The 22,214-nt window shown below is 61.5% G+C and carries 21 protein-coding genes; 6 read left to right on the forward strand and 15 right to left on the reverse strand.

Annotated elements, in window-relative coordinates; translation table 11 throughout:
- Positions 1-6: 6 nt before the first annotated feature.
- Positions 7-1,308, forward strand: a complete 1,302-nt coding sequence (locus tag L8V22_RS02370) for a C1 family peptidase (RefSeq protein WP_238801728.1) — start codon at positions 7-9, stop codon at positions 1,306-1,308.
- On the opposite strand, the gene L8V22_RS02375 is transcribed toward L8V22_RS02370, so the two are convergent.
- The 13 genes from L8V22_RS02375 to dacB are packed head-to-tail and all read right to left on the reverse strand — an operon-like array spanning position 1,305 to position 12,692.
- Positions 1,305-1,925, reverse strand: a complete 621-nt coding sequence (locus L8V22_RS02375) for a GNAT family N-acetyltransferase (protein WP_238801729.1) — start codon at positions 1,923-1,925, stop codon at positions 1,305-1,307. The two genes, L8V22_RS02370 and L8V22_RS02375, sit on opposite strands and share 4 nt — an antisense overlap.
- Positions 1,925-2,827, reverse strand: a complete 903-nt coding sequence (locus L8V22_RS02380) for a pantoate--beta-alanine ligase (protein ID WP_238801730.1) — start codon at positions 2,825-2,827, stop codon at positions 1,925-1,927. The genes L8V22_RS02375 and L8V22_RS02380 overlap by 1 nt, the downstream gene beginning before the upstream one ends.
- Positions 2,824-3,498, reverse strand: coding sequence for a 6PGD fold domain-containing protein (locus L8V22_RS02385; RefSeq protein WP_238801731.1), 675 nt, complete (start codon positions 3,496-3,498; stop codon positions 2,824-2,826). Before L8V22_RS02385 ends, L8V22_RS02380 begins: the two co-directional genes overlap by 4 nt.
- Positions 3,499-4,536 (reverse strand): cytochrome P450, encoded by a 1,038-nt coding sequence (locus L8V22_RS02390; protein WP_238801732.1) that lies wholly within the window; start codon positions 4,534-4,536, stop codon positions 3,499-3,501.
- Positions 4,537-4,541: 5 nt separating this feature from the next.
- Positions 4,542-5,015, reverse strand: a complete 474-nt coding sequence (locus tag L8V22_RS02395) for a DUF3180 domain-containing protein (RefSeq protein WP_238801733.1) — start codon at positions 5,013-5,015, stop codon at positions 4,542-4,544.
- A complete protein-coding gene (gene folK, locus L8V22_RS02400; RefSeq protein WP_238801734.1) occupies positions 5,012-5,497 on the reverse strand; it encodes a 2-amino-4-hydroxy-6-hydroxymethyldihydropteridine diphosphokinase in 486 nt (161 codons plus the stop codon). The genes L8V22_RS02395 and folK overlap by 4 nt, the downstream gene beginning before the upstream one ends.
- A complete protein-coding gene (gene folB / locus L8V22_RS02405) occupies positions 5,497-5,877 on the reverse strand; it encodes a dihydroneopterin aldolase (RefSeq protein WP_238801735.1) in 381 nt (126 codons plus the stop codon). Before folB ends, folK begins: the two co-directional genes overlap by 1 nt.
- A 3-nt stretch (positions 5,878-5,880) precedes the next feature.
- Positions 5,881-6,843 carry a dihydropteroate synthase gene (folP, locus tag L8V22_RS02410; protein ID WP_238801736.1) on the reverse strand — a complete coding sequence of 321 codons (963 nt, stop codon included), beginning with the start codon at positions 6,841-6,843 and terminating at the stop codon, positions 5,881-5,883.
- Between the two features lie 38 nt (positions 6,844-6,881).
- The gene (folE, locus tag L8V22_RS02415; RefSeq protein ID WP_023019934.1) at positions 6,882-7,475 is read right to left on the reverse strand and encodes a GTP cyclohydrolase I FolE; all 594 of its coding nucleotides are present in this window, start codon (positions 7,473-7,475) and stop codon (positions 6,882-6,884) included.
- Complete coding sequence (gene ftsH / locus L8V22_RS02420; protein WP_238801737.1) at positions 7,475-9,853, reverse strand: ATP-dependent zinc metalloprotease FtsH; 2,379 nt, start codon at positions 9,851-9,853, stop codon at positions 7,475-7,477. Before ftsH ends, folE begins: the two co-directional genes overlap by 1 nt.
- Positions 9,854-9,865: 12 nt before the next feature.
- Complete coding sequence (gene hpt / locus L8V22_RS02425; RefSeq protein ID WP_238801738.1) at positions 9,866-10,453, reverse strand: hypoxanthine phosphoribosyltransferase; 588 nt, start codon at positions 10,451-10,453, stop codon at positions 9,866-9,868.
- 12 nt (positions 10,454-10,465) lie between these two features.
- Positions 10,466-11,416, reverse strand: a complete 951-nt coding sequence (gene tilS, locus L8V22_RS02430; protein WP_238801739.1) for a tRNA lysidine(34) synthetase TilS — start codon at positions 11,414-11,416, stop codon at positions 10,466-10,468.
- On the reverse strand, positions 11,406-12,692 hold the full coding sequence (gene dacB / locus L8V22_RS02435) for a D-alanyl-D-alanine carboxypeptidase/D-alanyl-D-alanine endopeptidase (RefSeq protein WP_238801740.1): 1,287 nt from the start codon (positions 12,690-12,692) through the stop codon (positions 11,406-11,408). Before dacB ends, tilS begins: the two co-directional genes overlap by 11 nt.
- Positions 12,693-12,774: 82 nt before the next feature.
- Here dacB and L8V22_RS02440 point away from each other — a divergent pair, with 82 nt between their 5' ends.
- The 5 genes from L8V22_RS02440 to L8V22_RS02460 all read left to right on the forward strand — a co-directional run bounded on the left by L8V22_RS02440 (position 12,775) and on the right by L8V22_RS02460 (position 19,087).
- Positions 12,775-13,248, forward strand: a complete 474-nt coding sequence (locus L8V22_RS02440; RefSeq protein ID WP_200435783.1) for an inorganic diphosphatase — start codon at positions 12,775-12,777, stop codon at positions 13,246-13,248.
- Between the two features lie 267 nt (positions 13,249-13,515).
- A complete protein-coding gene (locus L8V22_RS02445; RefSeq protein ID WP_238801741.1) occupies positions 13,516-14,337 on the forward strand; it encodes an endonuclease domain-containing protein in 822 nt (273 codons plus the stop codon).
- Positions 14,338-14,391: 54 nt separating this feature from the next.
- Positions 14,392-14,688, forward strand: a complete 297-nt coding sequence (locus L8V22_RS02450) for a rhodanese-like domain-containing protein (protein ID WP_238801742.1) — start codon at positions 14,392-14,394, stop codon at positions 14,686-14,688.
- 37 nt (positions 14,689-14,725) lie between these two features.
- Positions 14,726-15,184 carry a MarR family winged helix-turn-helix transcriptional regulator gene (locus tag L8V22_RS02455; RefSeq protein WP_238801743.1) on the forward strand — a complete coding sequence of 153 codons (459 nt, stop codon included), beginning with the start codon at positions 14,726-14,728 and terminating at the stop codon, positions 15,182-15,184.
- Positions 15,185-19,087 (forward strand): Pls/PosA family non-ribosomal peptide synthetase, encoded by a 3,903-nt coding sequence (locus L8V22_RS02460; protein WP_238801744.1) that lies wholly within the window; start codon positions 15,185-15,187, stop codon positions 19,085-19,087.
- A 22-nt stretch (positions 19,088-19,109) separates the two neighbouring features.
- Here the strand turns inward: L8V22_RS02460 and L8V22_RS02465 are convergent, their stop codons facing one another.
- Both L8V22_RS02465 and L8V22_RS02470 read right to left on the reverse strand, forming a co-directional pair.
- Positions 19,110-20,723 (reverse strand): metallophosphoesterase family protein, encoded by a 1,614-nt coding sequence (locus L8V22_RS02465; protein ID WP_238801745.1) that lies wholly within the window; start codon positions 20,721-20,723, stop codon positions 19,110-19,112.
- Between the two features lie 105 nt (positions 20,724-20,828).
- Complete coding sequence (locus L8V22_RS02470) at positions 20,829-21,977, reverse strand: alpha/beta hydrolase (protein ID WP_238801746.1); 1,149 nt, start codon at positions 21,975-21,977, stop codon at positions 20,829-20,831.
- Positions 21,978-22,214: the final 237 nt, after the last annotated feature.

Raw genomic sequence — 22,214 nt, forward strand, 5'->3', positions numbered from 1 at the left:
CGAGAAATGACCGAGATTAAACCGAACGAGGTTCATGCCGCCAATACTGAGCTCGCCGGCGATGCCACGCTACGTATGCTGCGCAATGGGGTGGCTCAAGAAGGCGTCGACAAGCTCAGCCTCGACCGCGAGGTACTGCACTCCCTTAACCGGGTAACCAGTCATAAGCTAGATTCCTGGGGTGTGGCCGACCAGAAGGCTTCTGGCCGCTGCTGGATTTTTGCCGGCCTGAATTCCCTGCGCGGTGGGTTGATGGACAAGGCCAAGCTTAAAGATTTTGAGCTTTCCCAGACCTATATTTACTTCTTTGACAAGCTCGAGAAGGCCAACTGGTTCCTCACTGCCATGGCTGAGCTGAAGGACCGCGATCTTACGGACCGCACGGTGACCAAGCTCATGGATGACCCCATCGATGACGGCGGCCAGTGGTCCATGTTCGTTGCCCTGGTGGAAAAGTACGGCGTGGTACCGCAGTACGCCATGCCGGAGACTGCGTCCTCCGAGGCCACGGCGATGCTCAACCGCAACCTACAGACCGTGCTGCGCCGCGCCGCACATCGTATCCGCAGCGGCGAAGAGGGCGCGCATGAGCAGGCGCTTGCCGACGTCTACCGTATCCTCACCGCCAACCTTGGCCTGCCGCCCGAGGACTTCGTGTGGCAGTACCGCGATAAGGACGATGAATTCCACCGCGCAGGCACCTATACCCCGCAGGAGTTTGCTAAGGAATACCTGCCGGCGGATCTCAGCGAGTACGTGTGCGTGGTCAATGATCCGCGCAATGCCTATGGTGAGCTCTACACCGTGGATTATCTGGGCAATGTGGCCGGTAAACGCGTGACCTACCTCAACGCCCCAATCGAGGTGCTGCGCGATGCCGCCCGTGCCTCCATCGAAGATGGTCAGCCGGTATGGTTCGGCTGCGATACCGACCAGCAATCCGATGATGAGCACGGCGTATGGGCCAAGCACCTGCACGATTATGAGGCCTTCTACGGCGTGCAGATGGATGTGGACAAGGCGCAGCGTCTACGCCTGCACGAGTCCTTGATGACGCATGCGATGGTCTTAACTGGCGCCGATATCGCTGAAGACGGCACCGTTAACCGCTGGCGCGTGGAAAATTCCTGGGGCTCGAAGAAGGCCGATAAGGGATTTTGGACCATGGCGGATGATTGGTTCGACGAATTCGTCTTCGAAATCGCCGTGCACCCCTCCCGCCTGCCGGAGCAATACCAAGCGGCGCTGCAGTCCGAGTCTGTGACCGCCCTGCCGGCCTGGGACCCGATGGGGGCGTTGGCGCGCTAGGTCTGCGGTGCACCCAAGCGGCGCACATAGAGCATGCACACCAAGTCGCGGTCCTCATTGACCGCGATGGTGCGCTCGTCCACCTGAGTAAAACCGCGGCTGTCGTAGAACTGATAAGTACAGCCATCATCGGTAAATAGGTAGATATTCTTTCCCGCGTGGCGGGCTTCGAAGGCCTCAAGCAGCGCGGTGCCCACGCCGCTCACGCCGGAGTTAGGGTCAGCTACCAGGAAGCCGATTTCGCCGTCAATGGGATGCTCGCCCAAGTACTTGAGCAGCATGTCCTTATTGGCAGAGTCATAGTCATCACGGTGCCCGCCGGGGCGCAGATTATTGAAAATTTCCACCGCGTGGACATAAGCCTTTCGCCACCATGGATACGGCAGAGCGGGCTTGCCCTTCATGGAGGCCAAAAGCACGCCAAGAAAGCGGTCTCCATCATAAGCGGCCAGAATATCGGTGGCCTTGGCGCACTCTAAATCCCAAAAATAACGGCCATAGGCCCGCTCGAAGCGCCGGCTTTTTACAAACCAATGCAGATGCATACCTTCGATGGCAAAAGAAATGGCCGCGGGTTCATCGCGCGGGTCAAGGTCGCGGATCTGGATATCGGTCATTAGTCCTCCGATAGCTGCTGAAAAGCGGCATCTTGTGCGCGCTGTTGCTCGCGTTGCTGTTCGCGCTCGAGCTCTGCCTTGGCTTCGTGTTCTTCAATATTATTAAAGCCGATGCCCAGCGGCAGGCCCACATTATCGATGAGCCGGACGCCGCCGATGGTAGCCGCAACAAGCAGGCGGGCATCGCCCTCCTCGGGAGGGGTTCCTAAGTCGCGGCCGCGCACCTCGAGGTACTCGGGCTCAACACCCGCTGCGCGCAGCACCTCCGCGGCGACCTCACGGACCTTGTCTGCCCCTGCCTCGGCTGCATGAGCGCCGGCGGTCAGCGCTGCCGATAGGGCCGCTACTTGATCGCGGGATTCGGCGGGCACGTTGGTATTGCGCAGGCTCATTACCACGCCATCGGGCATACGCACGGCCGGAACGCCTTGCACGCGAACCCCCAGGTGGAAGTCCTGGGCTGCGTGGTGGAGGGCAAGGAGGAGCTCGTAGTCTTTCTCGCCGAACAGGACGTCGGTAGGCGAAAGCGTCAGAATGAGCGCAAGGTAGAGCGTGAGATCCTTGCTGAGATGTGGCTCCAAGGTGGTCGCGGCGTTGGCTGGGGTCACGGCAATGCGGCGGCCATGCGGCCACAAGGATTCGGGCGAGTAGTCCCACACGATGTCCACGCCCTCAGCCCGCAGGAGCTCAAGGCCCTCCTCGCGCGGGGACTGCAGGGCCACGACGGTGACCGCACCGCGGATATGCTTGGCCGCGCGCACCAGCGCAATATGGCCAGCGTGCACGCCCGTAGTCAGCGGCACTAACGCCACTGGACGGCCGGTCTTATGAAAAGCGCTGCCGACCATGCGGATGCGCTCAATCTCGCTTATGACGGTGGCGTTTCCTAGCTCTAGGCTCATCGGCTCTCCTCTTGTAGGGCCCACATTTCTAGCTCTTCGCGGCCATCCACCTCGCCTAAGCGGCGGGCAACCTCCACGTAGCTGCGCCGTAGGCCGGGATCGGTGGCGCCGCGATAGGCGGCGATGATTTCTTCGGTGTCCATGTCCTCCCCCACCAGGGGCGGCTCTTCTGAAGGCGAGAGGAAATGGGCATCAACCGCTGCAGAGATATGCAAGTGCCGAAGCATTTCGGCGTAGTAGGCGCGGGCGGCAAAGGGGGCACGTTCGGCGTCGGAAAGTGCCACGGTCTCTGCGCGAAACTCGGCGATATTAAGTTCCACCACGGTCTCGCCCAACTCATCCAGGGTGGTCACTGCCCAACGCTTAAGTGTAAATGGGGCGAGCGCCGCGACAACACAGCCGTGAGTTTCTAGCGGATCCAATACCTGCACCCCACGTGAAAGGCAGGTGTGGAAGACGATTAGCCCACGATGAACATGGGGTTCGAGCAGCTCCACGGTGGCTTCCAGGCGGGCATCGCCCACGGCGATAATGAGAGTCTCGAAGGAAGCAAGCTCGGCTGGGTCCGAGAGCATCTGCACTTCATGGCCGGCGCGTTCCATGGCATTGGCCAAGGTAAAGCCGGCCAGACTGCGGCCGAAGAGAGCTACCCGCATGCGTGGCGGGCGCATTTATTTATCCTTCTTTTTCTTCGCCTGGGCTAAAAGCTCGGCCACGGATACCGCGCCCTCGCGCTTATCATCGCTGCGGCGGCGACCGCGGGAATCGGGCTCTTCGGTGGCCGCGCGATGGTGCGATCGGGCCGCCTTCTGGCGTACCGGCTCGAACTTCTCTGCGGCCACGTGCTGGCCAGAGCCCGGGTACTCCGCGCGCTCATCGTGCTGCGACGCCGGCTGCTGCGGGATGTCCTGGGTCTCATCAGTGGCTGTGGTCGCAGCCTCCGGCTTGCGGTGGCTACCGTGGTGTTCGCTGGAGGCGGAAGCGTGGGTGGTCTTCAAGGAGTCATCTCCGCCGGTATCCCAGCGCACCGCCTGGAAACCGCCGGTATCAAAGGTGGAGGCGCCAGAAGCCTTGCCGGAGGTGCTCTGCGCGCGGGTCTTTTCGCTAATGATGTCATTGAGCGGGTTGGACTCGGCATGCGCCGCGGACGGCTGGTTGCCTAGACGGCCGGCGATAGCATCGGCAGACGGAGCACCGGAAGAGGACTGGGTGAAATCCACATTGCCATCGTCCGCACTCGGACGCGCGGCGGCTGCGGTCTGGGCCTCCAGCTGCATGATGCGGCGGGCCTCAGCATGCAGGGCGGCTGGTTCATAGGTGAACTCGTGGCCGGAGAGGTCCTCAATCTGCTTGCGGATGGAGGAGAGCTCGGTACGGATCTCATCGAGCAATTCCTGGTCCGGCAGAGGCTGCCCATCGGCGGCGCGGGCTTGCTTCAGCTCGGCTCGGTGGGCACGCTCCTGCAGTTCTAGCTTGGTGACAGACTCCTGGGCCTGGCGGCGATAGCGCATCACCAGGAAAAATCCGAGCACGGCGGCCCACAGGGCGGCAATGAGCGCGATCTTAAGCGCTGCGGCAGAACCGGAAATCAGCATAACGATGCTGGCGAGTACAGCCAGCACCACAAGGACGATGAGCCCAATCTGGCCCAGATCCGGCTTGGTCGTCTTGGCGGGAGTATTGCTAGAAGAAGAGCGCGGCTCAGTCATGCTCACTAATGTACCGCCTGTACCCCATCAGGTGGGGGCGGGGTCTCGCAGTGTCGCTCCAGACGCAGGCCAGCAGCGGCCATCGCAAGGCCACCGAGCGCAGAGGCGATGACCCCCACCAGGTCATCGGAGGCAGCCGCGAGGGTGCCGGCGTTGGGGATGACGTAGACGGCAATGCCGACATAGATACCACCTACTATTGCGCCGGTCCACGCCGAGGCTTTGCCCACCAGCATGAACTGCGTGATGGTCATGGGGTTGAGCTGCGAATTATCCAGGCCAATGCCGTGTTCGTCCGCGGTGGCTTGGTCCACCTTCCAGGTCAGCACTAAGCAGATGACGGCCATGAGCCACAACGTGGCTGACACCGTTACCGGGATTTGCACCATGGAGCCATAAAACCGCGTGGTGAGGATTGCCGCTGCGGCGGCAAAGAAGACCCCGGTGCCAATGAGGGCACCCAACGAGGTCCGTTTCATAGCTCCTCCATCATGCCCAGCCGGCGAATATCTGCGCGCTCCTTCGGGTCGAGTGCTGCTACCCGCTTGGCGACGCCCTCCCCACTCAACCTAGCACCGCCATCGGCCGCCAACCACGGAATCAGTACGAAGGCGCGCTCATGGGCATAAGGATGCGGGACGGTGAGCTCCGAGTCGTCGGAGGTGTATCCCTCGATATCGACGATATCTACGTCCAGCGTGCGCGGTCCCCAGTGGCGCACGCGCACCCGCTCGGCGGCCTCTTCGAGCTTCTGCCCGCGGCGCAGGAGTTCTTTGGGTGACTCGTCGACATCCACGATGAGTACGGCGTTGAGGAATTCATCTTGGTCCGTTACTCCCCACGGCGGGGTGGCATAGACCGGCGAGGCGGCGACAATGTCGCCGGCGAATTCCTCGAATACCGTACGCAATAGCTCCACGCGGTCATCCATATTGGATCCGATGGACAGCACCGCACGCATTAGAGCGTCCTCGCGTGCTTGCGGGAGCGGCGGGCGACCACGGCGACATCGGCAAAAGTGCGCGGAATCGGTGCCTTCGGCTTGTGGAGCGTGACCTCAACGGCGTGCAGGCCTTCGAAGGTATCCATGACAGTTTCGGCAACCTCGCTGGCCACGGTCTCGATGAGATCGCGGGCGGGGCCCTCGATGATATTTGCGGCGACGTCGGCAAGCTCGGCGTAATTGATGGTCTTGGTCAGATCATCGGTTGCGGCGGCCTCGGCGAACTCGGACCAGCAGGTGATATCCACGATGAACGGCTGGCCGGTACGCTTTTCTTCCTCGAAGACGCCGTGGTAGCCAAAGCATTCCAGGCCGGTGAGCTCGATGCGGTCTGCCATGATTTACTCCTCAGGGTTGCGCGGTAGGGCGGTAGATTTCATGGTGCCGTTTCCATCGGCACCATTGTTATAACTGCCACTGGCATTGCCTCCGCCTGTATAGCCCTCGCCGGCGTTCCATGCTGCCGCTACATCTACGGCGTCGCGGGAAACGGCGACCTCATGCACGCGCACGCCCCACGCGCCCATTTGGGAAGAAATGGCGGTTACGGCCGCGGTAGCAGGGTCGGCCAGCAGCGGGCTGGATTCCACGCCACGATCCTCCCGAATGGCGGCGAGGAAGCGCTTTCGCGAAGCACCTACCAGCATGGGGAATTCAGCGTCGAGGAATTCCGGCAGCGCCTTGAGCAGCGCCCAGTTATCCTGCGGGGTTTTGGCAAAGCCTAGGCCCGGATCGAGCACAATATTATCGCGGCGCACGCCAGCCTCGAGCGCGTTATTCGCCAGGCGCTCGAGGGTCTCGTGCACATCGCGCACCACATCACCTCCGTGGTCGGCTTTGCCGGCTGCGGAGCCAAACGCGCCTTCTTGCAGCGTGCGCCAGTGCATGAGGCACACGGGCACACCGGCCTCGGCCATGGCGCGATACATCTCTGGATCGGCCAAGCCGCCGGAGACATCATTAATCATGTCTACACCGGCTGTTGCCGCCGCACGCGCTACCGAAGCGCGCATCGTATCCACGGAGGTGCGGATGCCCATCTCACTCAGAGCCTTAATGACGGGAACTACGCGGCGCTCCTCGACGTCCGCCTCCACGCGGACCGCACCCGGGCGGGTGGACTCGCCGCCGACGTCGATCATGTCCGCGCCGTGGTTCACAAGCTCGCGGGCGTGGTTAATGGCGGCATCGAAGTCCAACCACCGGCCGCCATCGGAGAAGGAATCCTCCGTGACGTTGACGATGCCCATCACGAGCGTGCGGTTGGCGATGCTCAGATCCGAAACCGAAGTTGCCTGCTGCATGGCGTGCTCCTTATCGCTGGAAGTGGTGAACCGGGGGTTTAGCTGCGAATCAGGCTGAGCACCTCAGCGCGGGAGGCGGCGTTATTTTTGAATCCGCCACGCACCGCGGAGGTAGTCGTCGTCGCGCCGGGCTTGCGGATGCCACGCATGGCCATGCACAAGTGTTCGCACTCGATGACCACAATGACGGACTGCGCGCCAAGGACCTCCACGAGCGCATCGGCCACCTGCTGGGTCAGGCGCTCTTGCACCTGCGGGCGCTTGGCGTACATATCTGCCAGGCGGGCGAGCTTGCTCAACCCGGTGACATGGCCGTCCTTACCCGGAATGTAGCCAATATGCGCCACCCCGTAAAAGGGCACCAGATGATGCTCGCAGGTGGAATAAATGGGAATATCGCGCACTAGGACCAGTTCTTGGTGATCCTCGGCAAAGGTCTTGTGCAAGACCTCAGTTGGGTCTTCGTGCAGGCCGGCGAAGACCTCACGGTAGGCGCGGGCCACGCGGGCCGGGGTTTCGCGCAAGCCCTCCCGGTCGGGGTCTTCGCCCACCGCAAGGAGGAGCTCGCGCACCGCCGCCTCTGCCCGATCCTGGTCGAAGGGGGCGCGGGCGGGAATGTGATTATCAGGCATTAGTTTTCTTCTTGCTTGTCGTCCTCGCGCGCATAGGGGTTCTTGCGGCGATCCTTCTCATCCCAGCCAGGGGTAAACCACTGGCGGGTCTCAGCCTCAGTATCTCGGTCGGCATCCGGCTTGTGGTGCTTACCCCCGCCGGTGGCGGGACGCGCCGTCGGACGCACCGCCGGACGGTCGGCAGCTTCGGCAGCCTGAGCGGACTGGGTGTCACGGGCCGACTGTGTCGGCTGGTCGGGCTGGGTGGGCTGGCTTGACTTGGTGTCTTTGCTTTCCTTGGTGGGGCGGCTGCCTAGCTCGCGGGCAGTATCCGGATCGACATAATCGCCGGCGTGCTGGCCAAAGTTGAAGCCCACCTCGCCCTTCGGCTCTTCGCCGGCGAGGCGACGCTCGCGGGCAGCCCGGGAGGCATCGAGAAGCGTCATGCGCTTAGGCAGCTCCTCGCCGCGCTCCTTGGCCAACTCGACCGGCGTCTTCACTGGGGCATAACCAATCTGGCGCGGGAAGCGATCATCTTCACCTGGGAAGACGTCAAAGGCCTCGCGCGGCTCAATACCATCGAAGATGCGCTCCAGGTCGGGGCGGCGCAGGGTTTCCTTCTCCAGCAGAGCCTCGGCCAGCTTATCCAGGTAGTAGCGGTTATTGCGCAGGATGTCATAGGCCTGCTCGTGCGCGCGCTCGAGCAGGTAGCGCATCTGCTCATCAATCTTGGAGGCAACTTCATCTGAGTAATCGATGGAGCCGCCGCCACCCATCTGGCTGAAGGGATCGCCTTGCTCCTTGCCGTACTTCACGGTGCCGAGCTCCGGCGAGAAGCCGTACTCGGTGAGCATGGAACGAGCAATCTTGGTGGCGTTTTCGATATCGGAGGACGCACCGGTAGTCGGCGCGCCAAAGACCAGCTCCTCGGCCGCACGGCCGCCCATGGCAAAAACCAAGCGGGAGAAGAGCTCGTCGCGGGTGTACATGCCCTTATCATCTTCCTGCGAGGTCATGGCGTGGCCGCCGGTACGACCGCGGGCCAGAATGGTGACCTTGTAGACGCGCTCGATGTCCTTGAGCGCCCACGCAGAAAGGGTGTGTCCACCCTCGTGATAAGCGGTGACCTTCTTCTCGTGCTCGGAGATGATCTTGCCCTGGCGGCGCGGGCCGCCCACCACGCGGTCGGTAGCCTCTTCCAAGGCGTCATAGGTAATGACGTTGCCGCCGATGCGAGCGGTAAGCAGCGCGGCCTCGTTGAGTACATTGGCCAGGTCCGCGCCAGACATGCCGGCGGTGCGCTTTGCCAGCTGCGCTACGTCCACCTCTTCTGCCAGCGGCTTATTCTTCGCATGCACGCGCAAGATCTGCTCGCGGCCGGCCAGGTCCGGGTTAGTGACCGGGATTTGGCGGTCGAAGCGGCCCGGTCGCAGCAACGCCGGATCAAGGATGTCCGGGCGGTTGGTAGCGGCGATAAGAATAACGCCCTCGCGGTCACCAAAGCCGTCCATTTCTACTAGGAGCTGGTTAAGCGTCTGTTCGCGCTCATCGTGGCCGCCGCCGGTGCCGGAACCGCGCTGGCGGCCGACGGCATCAATCTCGTCCACGAAAATGATGCAGGGGCTATTTTCCTTCGCCTGTTTGAATAGGTCGCGCACGCGGGAGGCGCCTACGCCGACGAACATCTCCACGAAGTCGGAACCGGAGATGGAATAAAAGGGCACACCAGCCTCGCCTGCCACGGCGCGGGCGAGCAAGGTCTTACCGGTGCCCGGAGGACCATAAAGCAGCACGCCACGCGGGATCTTAGCGCCCAGCTCGTGGTAGCGGGTCGGGTCTTCCAAGAAGTCCTTGATCTCCTGCAGCTCGTCCACGGCCTCGTCTGCGCCGGCCACATCCTCAAAGGTATTGGTCGGCATATCCTTGGTCAGTTCCTTGGCCTTGGAACCGCCGATACCAAACATGCCGCCGGCACCTTGCTGCATGCGGGACATGAGCCAGAAGAGCACACCGAAGAGAATGATCATCGGCAGCAGCATGCTCAGCATGGAGCCTAAGAAGGATTCCTGCGTGACATTGGTCTGGTACTTCTCGGCACCGGAATCCTTGACGGCGTTAAAGACCTGCTCGGAGGCGCGAGCCGGGTACTTGGCCACGATCTCCTGCACGCCGTCGCGCTCGTCTACCGTGATTTCGTCCTTGAGCTTGATGCGCAGGCGTTGCTCGCGGTCATCGATTTCCACCTCATCGACGTTTTTGTCTTTGAGCTGGGTCAGCGCAACGGAGGTATCCGCTTGCACGTAACCGCGGGCATCATTGCTAAAGAAGGTGAAGGCATACAGCGCGATAAGGATTAAAGCCGCAATCCCGCCGTAGCGAAGAATCTTGTTGTTTTTCATTACTGCGCGATTTTAGTTGGTGGTATAGACATCGGGATGGAGGGTGCCCACGTAAGGGAGATCGCGGTAGCGTTCCGCATAGTCCAGCCCATAGCCGATAACGAATTCATTCGGGATATCAAACCCCACGTCCAGCAAATCGATTTGGGCCTTGACTACTTCCGGCTTGCGCAGCAGGGTAACCACATTCAGCGAAGCGGGGTTTCGCCCCTTTAGGTTCCGGATAAGCCATGACAGGGTGAGGCCGGAATCAATGATGTCCTCCACGATGAGCACGTTGCGCCCAGCAATATCGCGGTCCAAATCCTTCAAAATGCGCACCACACCGGATGACGAGGTGGAGGCTCCGTAGGAGGACACGGCCATAAACTCCAACTCGGAGGGAATGGAAAGCTTGCGCGCAAAGTCTGTAAGGAAGAATGCTGCGCCTTTGAGCACACAGACCAAAAGCAGGTCTTGCTCAGAGTCGGCATACTTTTTAGAGACCATATCCGCGAGTTCTTGGACGCGGCTTTGTAGTTCCTCTTCGCCAATGAGGATTGCTTCTACATCGTCACCGTAGCGGTTTGCGGGAACGGCGAAGTCTTTCTTGTCGTGCACGTGTGCGCTCCTTTAATGACCAGACAATAGTGCCAGTTTGCCACCTATACGGGCTACTTCCAACCTCTGCCCCACCTGCTGCGCCGATCGCACGGCCACCGGCCCTTGCCCGTGCCAGTGGGTACACAGCTTAGCGACGTCCCCCACTCCCCTCCGCGTAACCTCTACTCCCTCGCTGACCAGCCATGCCGCGATCGCTCTCCGCCGCCGCGGTTCCGCCATCGCAGCCAGTGCCGCGCAGTCCGTGGTGGGTGGGGTGTGCAGGGCGGCGTCGTCAAGCGCGGCGTCGCTTGCCGCTTGCGCCAGCGCTGGCACCGCATCCCCGCCGATGATGTGGCTCAGCTGCGGGATAACCTCGCGGCGCAGCGCCACCCGGCGGAAATTTGTATCCGCATTCTGTGGGTCCTGCCATACCGAAAGGCCCAGCTCTGCGCAGGCGCCCTCGGTATCGGCGCGGCGCACGTTCAGCAGCGGCCGCACCACGTGGACGCCCTCCACCTCGCTGCGCTCACTCATGCCGGCCACTCGCCCACGCAGCGCGCCCAGCAGCAGCGTTTCGGCCTGATCATCGGCCGTGTGCGCCACGGCTACCTCTAGCCCTTCGGCCGCACAGGCGGCGGCTAGGGCCCGATAACGCGCCACCCGCGCGGCCGCCTCCATCGACTCCGGGCCCGCCCCCGCGCCGGCCTTAACGCTGAGCACCTGCGCCCGCGCACCTAGCTGTCGTGCCTGCTCGGCCGCGCGCTCGGCCTGCGCCCTCGATCCGTCCTGCAGTCCGTGATCCACACACAGCGCAAGCACGTCATGTCCCTCCGCCACGAGCGCCGCCGTGAGCGCCAGCGAGTCCGCGCCTCCAGAAAGCCCCACCGCCACGGCGGGGTTGAGGGCTGCAGTGCGCACGCCGCGTCGACAAGCCAAAAAGTGCGGAGAAACCCGCGGCCAGAAGGGCTTTTTAGAACTCATGCAGAACAGAAGCCAACGCGTCCTGGGCCTTGCGGGCGGCCAAGATATCGCCGTCATTGACCAGGAAAGCAAAGGCATAAACGCGACCCGAATTGCCCTGTGCGGTGCCGGCCAGGGCCGAAACCCCAGTCAGCGTGCCGGTCTTGGCGCGCACATAGCCCCTGGCCGCGGAATCCCCGTAGCGCTCGTACAAGGTGCCATCACCGCCGGCCACTGGGAGGTAGGAGACCAACGGGCGCTGGCGCGGATCCTCAACCGCCCCATCAATAAGCTGCGCCAAGAGCCCGGCCGTGAGCCGATTGTCCACCGAGAGCCCGGAATTGTCCTTAATATCCACACCCTCGACATCGAACCCCTGCTCCCGCAGAACCGCGAGCGTAGCCTGCGTGGCACCTTCAAAGCTCGCCTCCTTACCGCGGGACACGGCCAACTCGCGCGCAATGGCCTCGGCCATGACATTATCCGAGTGCCGCACCATCTCTCGGGCGCGGTCCGACAGCGGCGCTGAGTCCACACTCGCTACTTCCTGCGCATTCTCGGCCACGGAGCCCATGCCCACCTTGCCTGCGCCAAGGCGCTCGCCCAGTTGCTTAGCGACGTCCAAAGCCGGCGTGTGGCTACGCGGCACATCCCCCGTCGTCGCACCCAAGCGCCCGCCGTAGAGCATGGCCGGCTCCATCGGCGCGACGAAGCCGCCATCCACGTTTTCCGGGTCCCAGCCCGGGGCCTGCAGCTCGCCTTTCCACGCAGAAGTATCAATAAACACACCATCGACGTGATCGATGTTCTGAGAAATCTGCTCAGCTAAGTCATCGAGCTGTTCGTGCGTCATCCAAACATCGCCCGCAGCCTTGATGACCACGTTCTTCTTATTCGCACCGCGGTAGACCTTAGTGGTGATTTTCTCGTTCTCATCCAGCGCCAGCGTCGCCGCCGCGGTAGTAAGCACCTTCGTGGACGAGGCCGGGGTCAGCCTCTTATCCGCGCCCCGCTGCCACACCACGTCCCCGGTCTCGGTATCGATTACCTCACCGCCGAATGTGGCGAGGTCCTTATTCTTAGAGAGCCCATCCAGCTTCGCACGGAGCGCGTCGAGGTCCGTCTCTCCCGGCTCAGCAGCGCGCAACGGCTCCTCCGGAGCCTGCACCGTCTGTGCTTCTCCGTGTGAGAGATCGCCGTATTCGCGCTGGAGGGTAACGCCCAGCGCAGCCGTACCTCCGACCGCTGCCGCTACCACGAGCGCAGTCGCTGACCACCAAACATGCTTTGCTTTCATTGCCTTTAACCCTAGCGCGAATCCACAACGCGCTAGACTATGGGCAGTAATTGATACCCAATCCCCCATGGAGGACATCGCTGTGAGCGTTGAAGTAACCATTGAAATCCCGAAGGGCTCCCGTAACAAGTACGAGGTTGACCACGAGTCCGGCAAGGTCTACCTCGACCGTTACCTGTTCACCCCGATGGCCTACCCCGCTGACTACGGCTTCATCGACCACACCCTGGGCGAAGACGGCGATCCACTCGACGCTCTGGTCATCCTCCCGGAGCCGGTCTTTCCAGGCGTTGTCGTCGAGGCCCGCATCGTCGGTGTCTTCAAGATGACCGACGAGGCCGGTGGCGATGACAAGCTGCTCGCCGTCATCGATGATCCGCGCTGGGAGCGCTACCAGGACATCAACGATGTGGAGCAGCACATCAAGGACGAAATCGAGCACTTCTTCGTCCACTACAAGGACCTAGAGCCGAACAAGGAGGTTACCGGCTCCGGCTGGGGCGACAAGGCCGAGGCAGAGAAAATCCTCGAAGAGGCAAAGGCTCGCTTCAAGTAAGCTTTCTGGGCTTGGCGCTGGCACTGGGCTAGGCCTGGGGCGTTTCCTAGGGCGTCTCCCCGGGCGTTTCGATCAAATAGCACCGCGAAAGCGGCGGTTTCCAAAGCCATATTTGATCGAAATGCCCCTTTTTTATCCCTTTTCCCGCCCACTCGGCACTCGTCGCGACATCACCCCGCCCCGCAGTAGAATTCGATCACATAGCAGGCCGAAACCACCGGCCTCGGGGGACTTAAATGATCGAAATGAATGCCTAGGGGTGGGCACATGAGAATTTTCGCCACGCGCACGGCCGCGCGCCGCGCTACCTGCAATCAAGCCGTGAAGATCTGCCACGGTCTCTACACCGATAGGAAGCCTTCGCCGCAGGAACTCGCGGAAATCGTCTCCCGCCGTTGGCCCGATTCAGCGCTCGACGGCTACTCGTGCGCCCGTCACTACCTTGGCCACGCTTTAGGATTTCCCCTCTATTTTCTGCGCGCGGGAACAATGGCCTCCAGTCCGTACTTTCGCACCCGGCGCGCTCGGCCGAAGGCACTTGGCCAGCTCAACGGCATTAACGTATGCAATCCGCTGCAGGCCACAGAGGTAATGGCGGAAGAAGATGCCGTCGCCTTCCTTGAGGCTTACTTCGCCGGCCAGTACGGCGCTTCCCAGATGGAGGGCCACATGCTCGACTTCCAGCGCTTCCCGCAGCGCACCCGGCGAGTGCTTGAAAGCACAATCCTCGGCGCCGATAGCGTTCCGGAGCGAAGCCTCACTCGCGGGCTCCGGCCCCATGTCACTGTCCACAATAACCGGTACATAGGCCCGTACCGGTGGGATTTACTCTTGGAGGAGCACAAGGTGGCTATTGAGGTCGACGGCTACTCCTACCACCAGGGCGAGAACCGGCAACGCTTCGAAATTGACCGCCAGAAGCTTAACGACGCCGTCCAAAGGGGCTACAAGCCCCTCCACTTCACCGCTGCCACAATCGAGCACCACCTCGACGTAGCCATAAGCCAGGTACTCGCAATAGCTCACGGGAGGGGCGACGTTGTTCCTCCTCCATGGCGGTGGCACCACTATTGGCGTTTCCAACACTGACGCAGGGGCATCGCTCGGCTGACCCAAATCACGCGAGTTACTAAGGTAAGTGGCATGAAAAACGTTCAACCAACTGAAGTACCAGAAGGCGCACAACTCATTGACGTCCGCGAGAACGATGAGTGGGCGGTAGAGCACGCGAAGGGCGCAACCCATATCCCGATGAGCGAGATTACGGGTCGTATCCAGGAAATTGACCCGGATAAGGATATTTACGTCATCTGTCACGCGGGCGGCCGCAGCATGCAGGTATGTCAGTATCTAGAGCATGCGCTGGGCTGGGACACTATCAACGTCGAGGGTGGCACGGATAATTGGAAGGCGACCGGACTCCCCCTCGAGACGGATTAATTGGCCTTAACCAATCTTTTGGGATTATGATGATGGTATGTCTTCCACGAATAATTCTGTAATCCCAACCGCCCTGCTCGAATCCCCGTCTTTCCAGCTGGAGCGCCTCCGTCGCCGCACCCGCGATGGCGTTGAGGGCGCCCTGCAGACCAAGCAGACAACGCTGCGCGAGTACTGGGTCCTCACCTGCCTGGTGGACGCGGATGCCGCCTCCCAGTCCTACCTTTCCGAAACCCTAGCCATCGACGCCTCTGACATGGTGCGTCTTATCGACGCCCTCGAGGACCGCGGCTGGGCCAAGCGCGAGCGCGATCCGAAGGATCGCCGCCGCCAGATCGTCGCGTCCACCAAAAAGGGCGCGAAGGTCCATAAGGACTTAGCAGAGCTCGTTTCCGCCGCCGAAGACGAGGCCTTGGATGAGTCCACCAATAAGCAGCTCAAGCACCTGCGCAAGTTGGCTAAGTCCATCATTGCCGCAGACGAAGACGAGGCTTAAATGGCGGGCCCCGAATCGCTCGTCCCGCAGCAGTACCTCCTAGGTAGCGCGGCTCCGCGGCCGCGCACGCTGTGGGACATCATCACCACGACCGCGGAGATAAACCCAGACGCCGCCGCGCTTGATGACGGCGAAATCATCACCTACTCCGAGCTCATCCACGAGGTCGAGCTGTGGGCCACCGAGCTGCACGCCAATGGCGTGCGGCGAGGCGATCGCATCGGCATCCGGATGACCTCTGGCAAGCGCGAGCTCTACCTCGCTATCTTGGCGACCTTGGCGGCGGGCGCGGCCTACGTGCCTGTTGATGCCGATGATCCAGACGAGCGCGCCGAGATGGTCTTCGGCGAGGCGGATATCGATGGCGTTTTCACAGATGACGGCTTCCGCTTCCTGCGCGATTCCGCGCGCCCTGACGCCCCAGCCGAGGAGCCGGCCGCTCCGCGCCCAGAGGACACCGCGTGGATCATCTTTACCTCCGGTTCTACCGGCAAGCCCAAGGGCGTGGCCGTAAGCCACCGTTCTGCGGCCGCCTTCGTGGACGCGGAGGCGAGCCTCTTTTTGGTCAACCACCCGCACGGGCCGCTGGGCCCGGAGGATCGCGTGCTTGCCGGCTTGTCCGTCGCCTTCGACGCCTCCTGCGAGGAAATGTGGCTGGCCTGGGGCCACGGCGGCTGTCTAGTCCCAGCCCCGCGGTCGCTGGTGCGATCCGGCATGGACCTCGGCCCATGGCTCATCCGTCGCGATATCACCGTCGTGTCCACCGTGCCTACCCTGGCGGGTCTGTGGCCGGCCGAGGCGCTGGATAATATCCGCCTGCTCATCGTCGGCGGCGAAGCCTGCTCGCAGGAGCTGGTGGACCGCTTGGCCACCGAGGACCGCGAAATGTGGAATACCTACGGGCCCACCGAGGCCACCGTCGTCGCCTGTGCGCAGCAGATGCTGCCGGGCCGGCCGGTGTCTATTGGACTGCCGCTTAACGGTTGGGATTTGGTGGTCGTCGATAAGCAAGGCATGCCTGTGGAAATGGGCGGCGTCGGCGAGCTAGTGATCGGCGGCGTGGGGCTGGCCTCCTACCTGGATCCGGCCAAGGACGCGGAAAAATACGCACCGCTGGAGTCCATGGGCTGGCAGCGCGCGTATCGTACCGGTGACCATGTGCGTCTGGAAGAAGACGGGCTGTACTTCGTCGGCCGCGTGGATGACCAGGTGAAAATTGGCGGACGCCGCATTGAGCTCGGCGAGGTCGAAGCTAATGTCGCGGCCCTGGATAATGTCTACAACTCAGCCGTGGCCGTGCAAAAGACCCCGGGCGGCGAATCCGTCCTGGTGGGTTATGTCTCCCTCGACGATGAGGCCAAAGGCTTCGACCACGAGGCCGCACACGCGCGTCTGGCCGATACCATGCCAGCCGCCCTCGTCCCGCGCATCTGCGTGATGGAGGAGCTACCGGTGCGCACCTCCGGCAAGGTAGATAAGAAGGCCCTGCCGTGGCCGCTGCCTGGAGTGGGCGTGGAATCGACCACGCTGACCGAGACCGAAAAATGGCTCGCGGAGCTGTGGGTAGAAACCCTTGGTGTGTCTGTGGAGGATGAGAACGCTGACTTCTTCTCTCTCGGAGGCACGTCGCTGGCGGCTGCAACCCTGGTGGGACATATCAGGGAGCGCTACCCCACCGTGGCCGTGCGCGACCTCTACGACCACCCGCGCCTGGGCTCACTGGCCGAGCTCATCGCCGGTGCCGAGCCGCGCCCCGCGGCTGCCGACGTCCCCATGCGCGAGGTCACCAAGGTCGGCTTTGGCACCCGCCTCGCCCAGACCTTGATTCAGGTTCCGGTCATGACGCTGGCCGCATCCAGCTGGCTGGCTTGGCTCATGTTGGGCTCCACCGTAGCGGCATCACTAGGCTTCGAGTGGGCCACGGCTTTCCCGTGGTGGCTGGTTATCGCCATGCTCATTGTCTTTGTCACCCCAGTGGGACGCATCCCCCTCGGCGGCTACGGTGCGCGGCTTATTACGGCCGGCATTCAGCCGGGCGATTACCCACGCGGCGGTTCGACGCACCTACGCATCTGGGCGGCTGAGCGCTGGGCTAATGCCTCCGGCGCAAGCTCCCTGGCGGGCGCCACGCGCGTGAATAACTACGCCCGCGCGCTGGGCGTCAAGGTCAAGCGCGGCGTGGACCTGCACTCCCTGCCGCCGGTTACCGGCCTGCTCACCTTGGGCAAACACGCCGCCATCGAGCCCGAGGTGGACTTATCCGGTTACTGGTTGGATGGCGATATCCTGCACGTGGGAGCCATCGACATCAAGGAAGGCGCCCGCGTGGGCGCACGCTCTACACTGTTGCCCGGCGCCGTGGTGGGCAAATATGCCCACGTGGAGGCCGGTTCCACCGTCACCGGCCGAAAGAAGATCAAGGACGGCCAGCGCTGGTCCGGCTCACCCGCCCAAAAGGTGGGCCGCTCCAAGCACCGCTTCCCGTCCCATACGCCGAAGCGTCGGCCGTGGTGGGTGGCCATTTATGATGCCACCTCCGTCCTGCTAGCCATCCAGCCCATCGTGGCGCTAGCGGTAGGCGCGGCCGTCGTCCTCGCCCTCGTGCATTCCACCGGCGGCGATAGCTTCGTCGGCGCGATTTTCTTCGCGCCCGTAGGTGCGCTGGCAGCCTTTGCCACCTATATGCTGCAGACCTGGCTGGGTGTGCGAATACTCTCGCTCGGCATTAGCCCGGGCGTGGCGCCCGTGCGTTCAGCCAAAGGTTGGCGCCTGTGGGCCATTGAACGACTCATGGATGAGGCGCGCACCAAGCTCTTCCCTCTCTATGCTTCACAACTGACCCCAGCATGGCTGCGTTCGCTCGGCGCGCAGATCGGTGCCAATGTGGAAATCTCTACTGCAGTGATGATTCCCAAGCTCACCGAGGTCAAAGAGGGTGCCTTCTTGGCCGATGACACCATGATCGGTGGCTATGAACTCGGCGGCGGCTGGATGCGCACCGGCGAGACCAAGGTGGGCAAGCGATCCTTCGTCGGCAACTCCGGCATCACCGCGCCTGGCCGCAAGCTATCGAAGAACTCGCTGGTTGCTGTGCTTTCTTCTACTCCGAAAAAGACGAAGACCGGCGCCAACTGGTGGGGTGCTCCGCCAGAGCGCATGCGCCGCGTGACCGTAGAGGTGGATTCTCCCGCAAACTCGGGTGAGGCACTGACCTATAACCCGGGCTTTGCAGTCAAGGCTGCCCGCGGCGTGGTGGAAACCATGCGCCTTCTGGCACCGATGTTTTCTGCCATGCTGCTCGCGGCGACTCTCGGTGTGTATGCATCGCTTCTCGACGCCTGCGGTTTCCCCCTCACCTGGCTGCTCTCCGGCCTCGTCCTCATGGGCATGGGTGCTGTGGCCATGGCCGTAACCGTCGCAGTGAAGTGGATCTGCGTGGGCAAGCACCGCGCGGCCGACCACCCGCTGTGGTCCGCCTTTGTCTGGCTCAACGAGCTGCAGGACACCTTCGTAGAGGTCGTCGCCGCGCCGTGGTTCTTCCAGCACACTTATGGCTCCGGTGAGATCAACTTGGGCTTGCGAGCCCTCGGCGTGGAAATCGGACGCGGCGCGTGGATCGACTCCTATTGGTTCCCGGAAACGGACCTCATCCGCGTCGGTAAGGCCGCTACCGTGGGCCCCGGCACTGTGGTGCAAACCCACCTTTTCCAGGACCGAGTGATGAGCTTGGATACCGTTACCATCCAGGATGGCTCTACTCTGGCCGCGCATTCGGTGGCACTGCCGGCCTCGCTCATTGGCAAGGCCTCTACCGTGGGTCCAGGCTCACTGGTCATGCGTGGCGACCGGGTTCCCACCAACGCCGTATGGCAGGGCAACCCCATCGAGCCGTGGCAGCGATAGGTCCCCAGCAGGTACCTGCAACCTATCGAGCGAAGTCCTGATACTTAATCATTTCGCCGGACTTGAAGTCCCAGGCCTCCACCCGGACGCGGTCAGCATAAACCTTGACCCGCAATCCGGTGGAGGCCTCTTCCTTTTCCTTGACAATTGTCTCGTCATTATCGCCATCCGGTAGGTACTCATTGAGGATGGCGCCGGTGTTGACCACGGGGAAGCCGGTGCGCCCAGCTTCGCCGGTACCGTCGTAGCGGCGGGTCCCCCACCAATTATTTTGGCGCAGTGAAGAGTGGCTATGGCTGCTAAACCACACGATATTGTTGTACTTATTGACCACGTTGGAGAGCGCCTCAAGGTTCTCAAAGTCATTCTGGTACCACGCCGAATGGGACATAGATACAGTCTGCGGGAGCAGCGGATGGCTAAAGACCAGTGCCGGTGTGCCTTTGGCATCCCAATATGCAAGGCGCTCATCTAGCCAATCGAGTTGCTCCTTACTGAGGCGTTGGAATGGCTCCTTGCCGTGGCGCAGGATATCGGAATAGAACTCAGTATTTACCGAGATCAGCGGTACTCCATCCACCACTTCTTCCTTCCACGGCTTTTCTTGTCCGGAGTACTTGAGGAAGCGGCTCAGGTAAGTCTCGGAGCCCTCTTTGCCATACATTTCGTGGTTGCCGATGGTCCACAATTCCTTACCAGAATCGTGCGGGACCTCGTCATGCGCGGCGAGGAAATCATCCCACTGTTGCTGCGAACCATCGTCTACTAAGTCGCCGTTGAGCACGAGCGCCCCAGCCTTATTATCCATGGCGTTCAACTGGCGCACCGCGTCTTTGTAGTCTTGGGGGTCGCCCTGGACGTCGGAAAGCACGTCTACTGTGGCTTGCGGCGAGCCTTTAAGCTCACCGAGCGGCTTGACGACGCCCACGTTATCCACCGCCCACCACCAGTCATCATTGCCGTTGTTGTAGCTGAAACTGACCTGCATGTTCCTCGCGCCAGCCGGCACATCGACGCCGATGGACTCGTGCTTGGAAAACACGTCCTTATCAAAGGCGGCGATTTCCTGTGCTTCCCCACCATCAAAGGACACCGTCACCGTGGCATTCTGCTCATTTTTGCCTTGGCGGTAATGGTGATCGAATTCCACGTTCACGCGGTTTTGCCCCGCCACCGCAATAGCCGGACTTTTCAGTCCCGCGGTCATAGAATCGCCCTCAGCCAGGCGCTGTTGTTTGTTGTCAATGATTGCGAAGGTGTCATGCGCTTGGGTGAAATAGTGACGCATATCGGTGCCGGCAGCCCAGGTCCAGTGGCGCATATCGCCAAAGGTCCAGCCCTTCCAGCGGGCCTCGCCCGAATCTACGCCTTGTACGTTCGAGCTCCACCCCTCCGGAGCTTGGTGCGTGAACCAGGCTGGGGTGTCCACCCCGTCGAAGCTTTCCTGCCACAGGACCCGAGACTCAGTGGCTTCCGCATCGTCTCCTGCGGAGGATCCGTGAGAGGAGCCGAATGACGACCCCAATGAAGAACCAAAGGACGAACCTGGAAGCGAGGACTGGGCCGCAGCTCCAGGCGCGCCAACTATTGCGGTAAGCGCCAGGACAGAAGAGAAAGCATAGAGTTTATTTTTCATAATTCACTTTCTATCTGCCCTGGGCAACGCGGCGGTTACATATACGTAAACTCTTGGCAAGCACTAAATGCCTACCAAGAGTTCTAGCCTTAAGTTCCAGGCACCCTATGCGTGGCGGTCCAACCAATCCACGACGGTATCGAGGGCTTGGTCGGCCGCCGGCTCATTAAAGACCTCATGCTTCTGGCCCTCCCAGGTCACGTACTCCACGTCCTCGGAGGAGATGGAGTTATACCAATCCTGGGAGAAGTAGGGTGGCACAATACCATCCTTGGTGCCGTGCATGATTAGCGTCGGAGCGGTGAAGAGGTCTGCATTGACGGCGTCGTAGTTCGCAATTGCCGCCAGCTGCAGGGCAGTTCCTGCGCTGGTCTTCTGCGCAATGAGCGGGCTCGAAGCATACTCGTCCTTTACGGCCTGGCTGGTAGAGATTCCATCGGTAAATGGATTAGAGAACATGATGTCCTTACTCCACTCCGGGGATTGCGCGCCGATTTTAGTACGGTGCGGAATTAGGTTCTGCGCGTAGTGGGCATTGAAACTGGTGAGCTGGGCCAACGGCAGACGCTCGAAGATAGTGGGATCCAGCTCCTTCTGGGTCTGAGAAATATCATCCGGGGTGATATTCTTTCCGGCCACGTTCTTGCCCGAAAGGTTCAGCGGCGCGCCTCCACCGTTGGTGATGATGCCATCTACCTTGCCAGGCTCACGAATTCCATAGGCCTCCACTGTCAGCGAGCCCATCGAGTGGCCCAGCAGGAAGGTCTTCCCGCCTTGGTTTTCTTCCTTGGCCATGTCCACCACACGGTCAAAGTCATCCAAGATGTACTGGAAATTATCAATGTGTCCCAGCGGTACGCTGCCGCCAGCGGACTTACCGTGCCCGCGGTGGTCTACACGGTAGACGTTGTAGCCAGCATCCAGCAGGCGTTTGGCGACGTAGTCGTAACGCCCCGAGTGCTCAGACACACCGTGCGCCAAGACCACCGCACCACGCGGGTTGGCCACCTTTTGAGTGCGGTAGTAAATCTTGACGCCGTGGCCGTGTGCGCTGTCGAAGTAACCATCTTCATCAGATACCTGCTTCTCTGAGACAGTCGGGCGTCCCAACACATCTGGCTTTTGGTCCGCCGCTGACGCAGGTGCTGGGGTTTCCTGTGCAATTGCTCCTGCTGTAAGTGTGCCGGGTACTGCCACTGGTGCCGCCAATACTGCCGCTGCCGTTAGGCAAGCGGTTAGGTGCTTCTTCATCATCACTGTCTCCTTGAAGTGTGTTAGCTCATAGCAGTTTGCCATATGAGATTGAGATAACATCGATACTAAATGTCGGACAACAAAGGGTACAAATAGTTTTCAGTAATGCCACCTACGATTGCGTAACATAACCGCACGGAAAGAAGCCTTTAGAAATCAACAATTCCCCGAAACCTTTTGCCCGCATTCACCCCCTTTTAGTACCCCTAAAGCAAAAAGCGGGAAACTCGGAGTTAC

This window comes from Corynebacterium yonathiae (assembly GCF_027570195.1).
Lineage (GTDB): Bacteria > Actinomycetota > Actinomycetes > Mycobacteriales > Mycobacteriaceae > Corynebacterium > Corynebacterium yonathiae.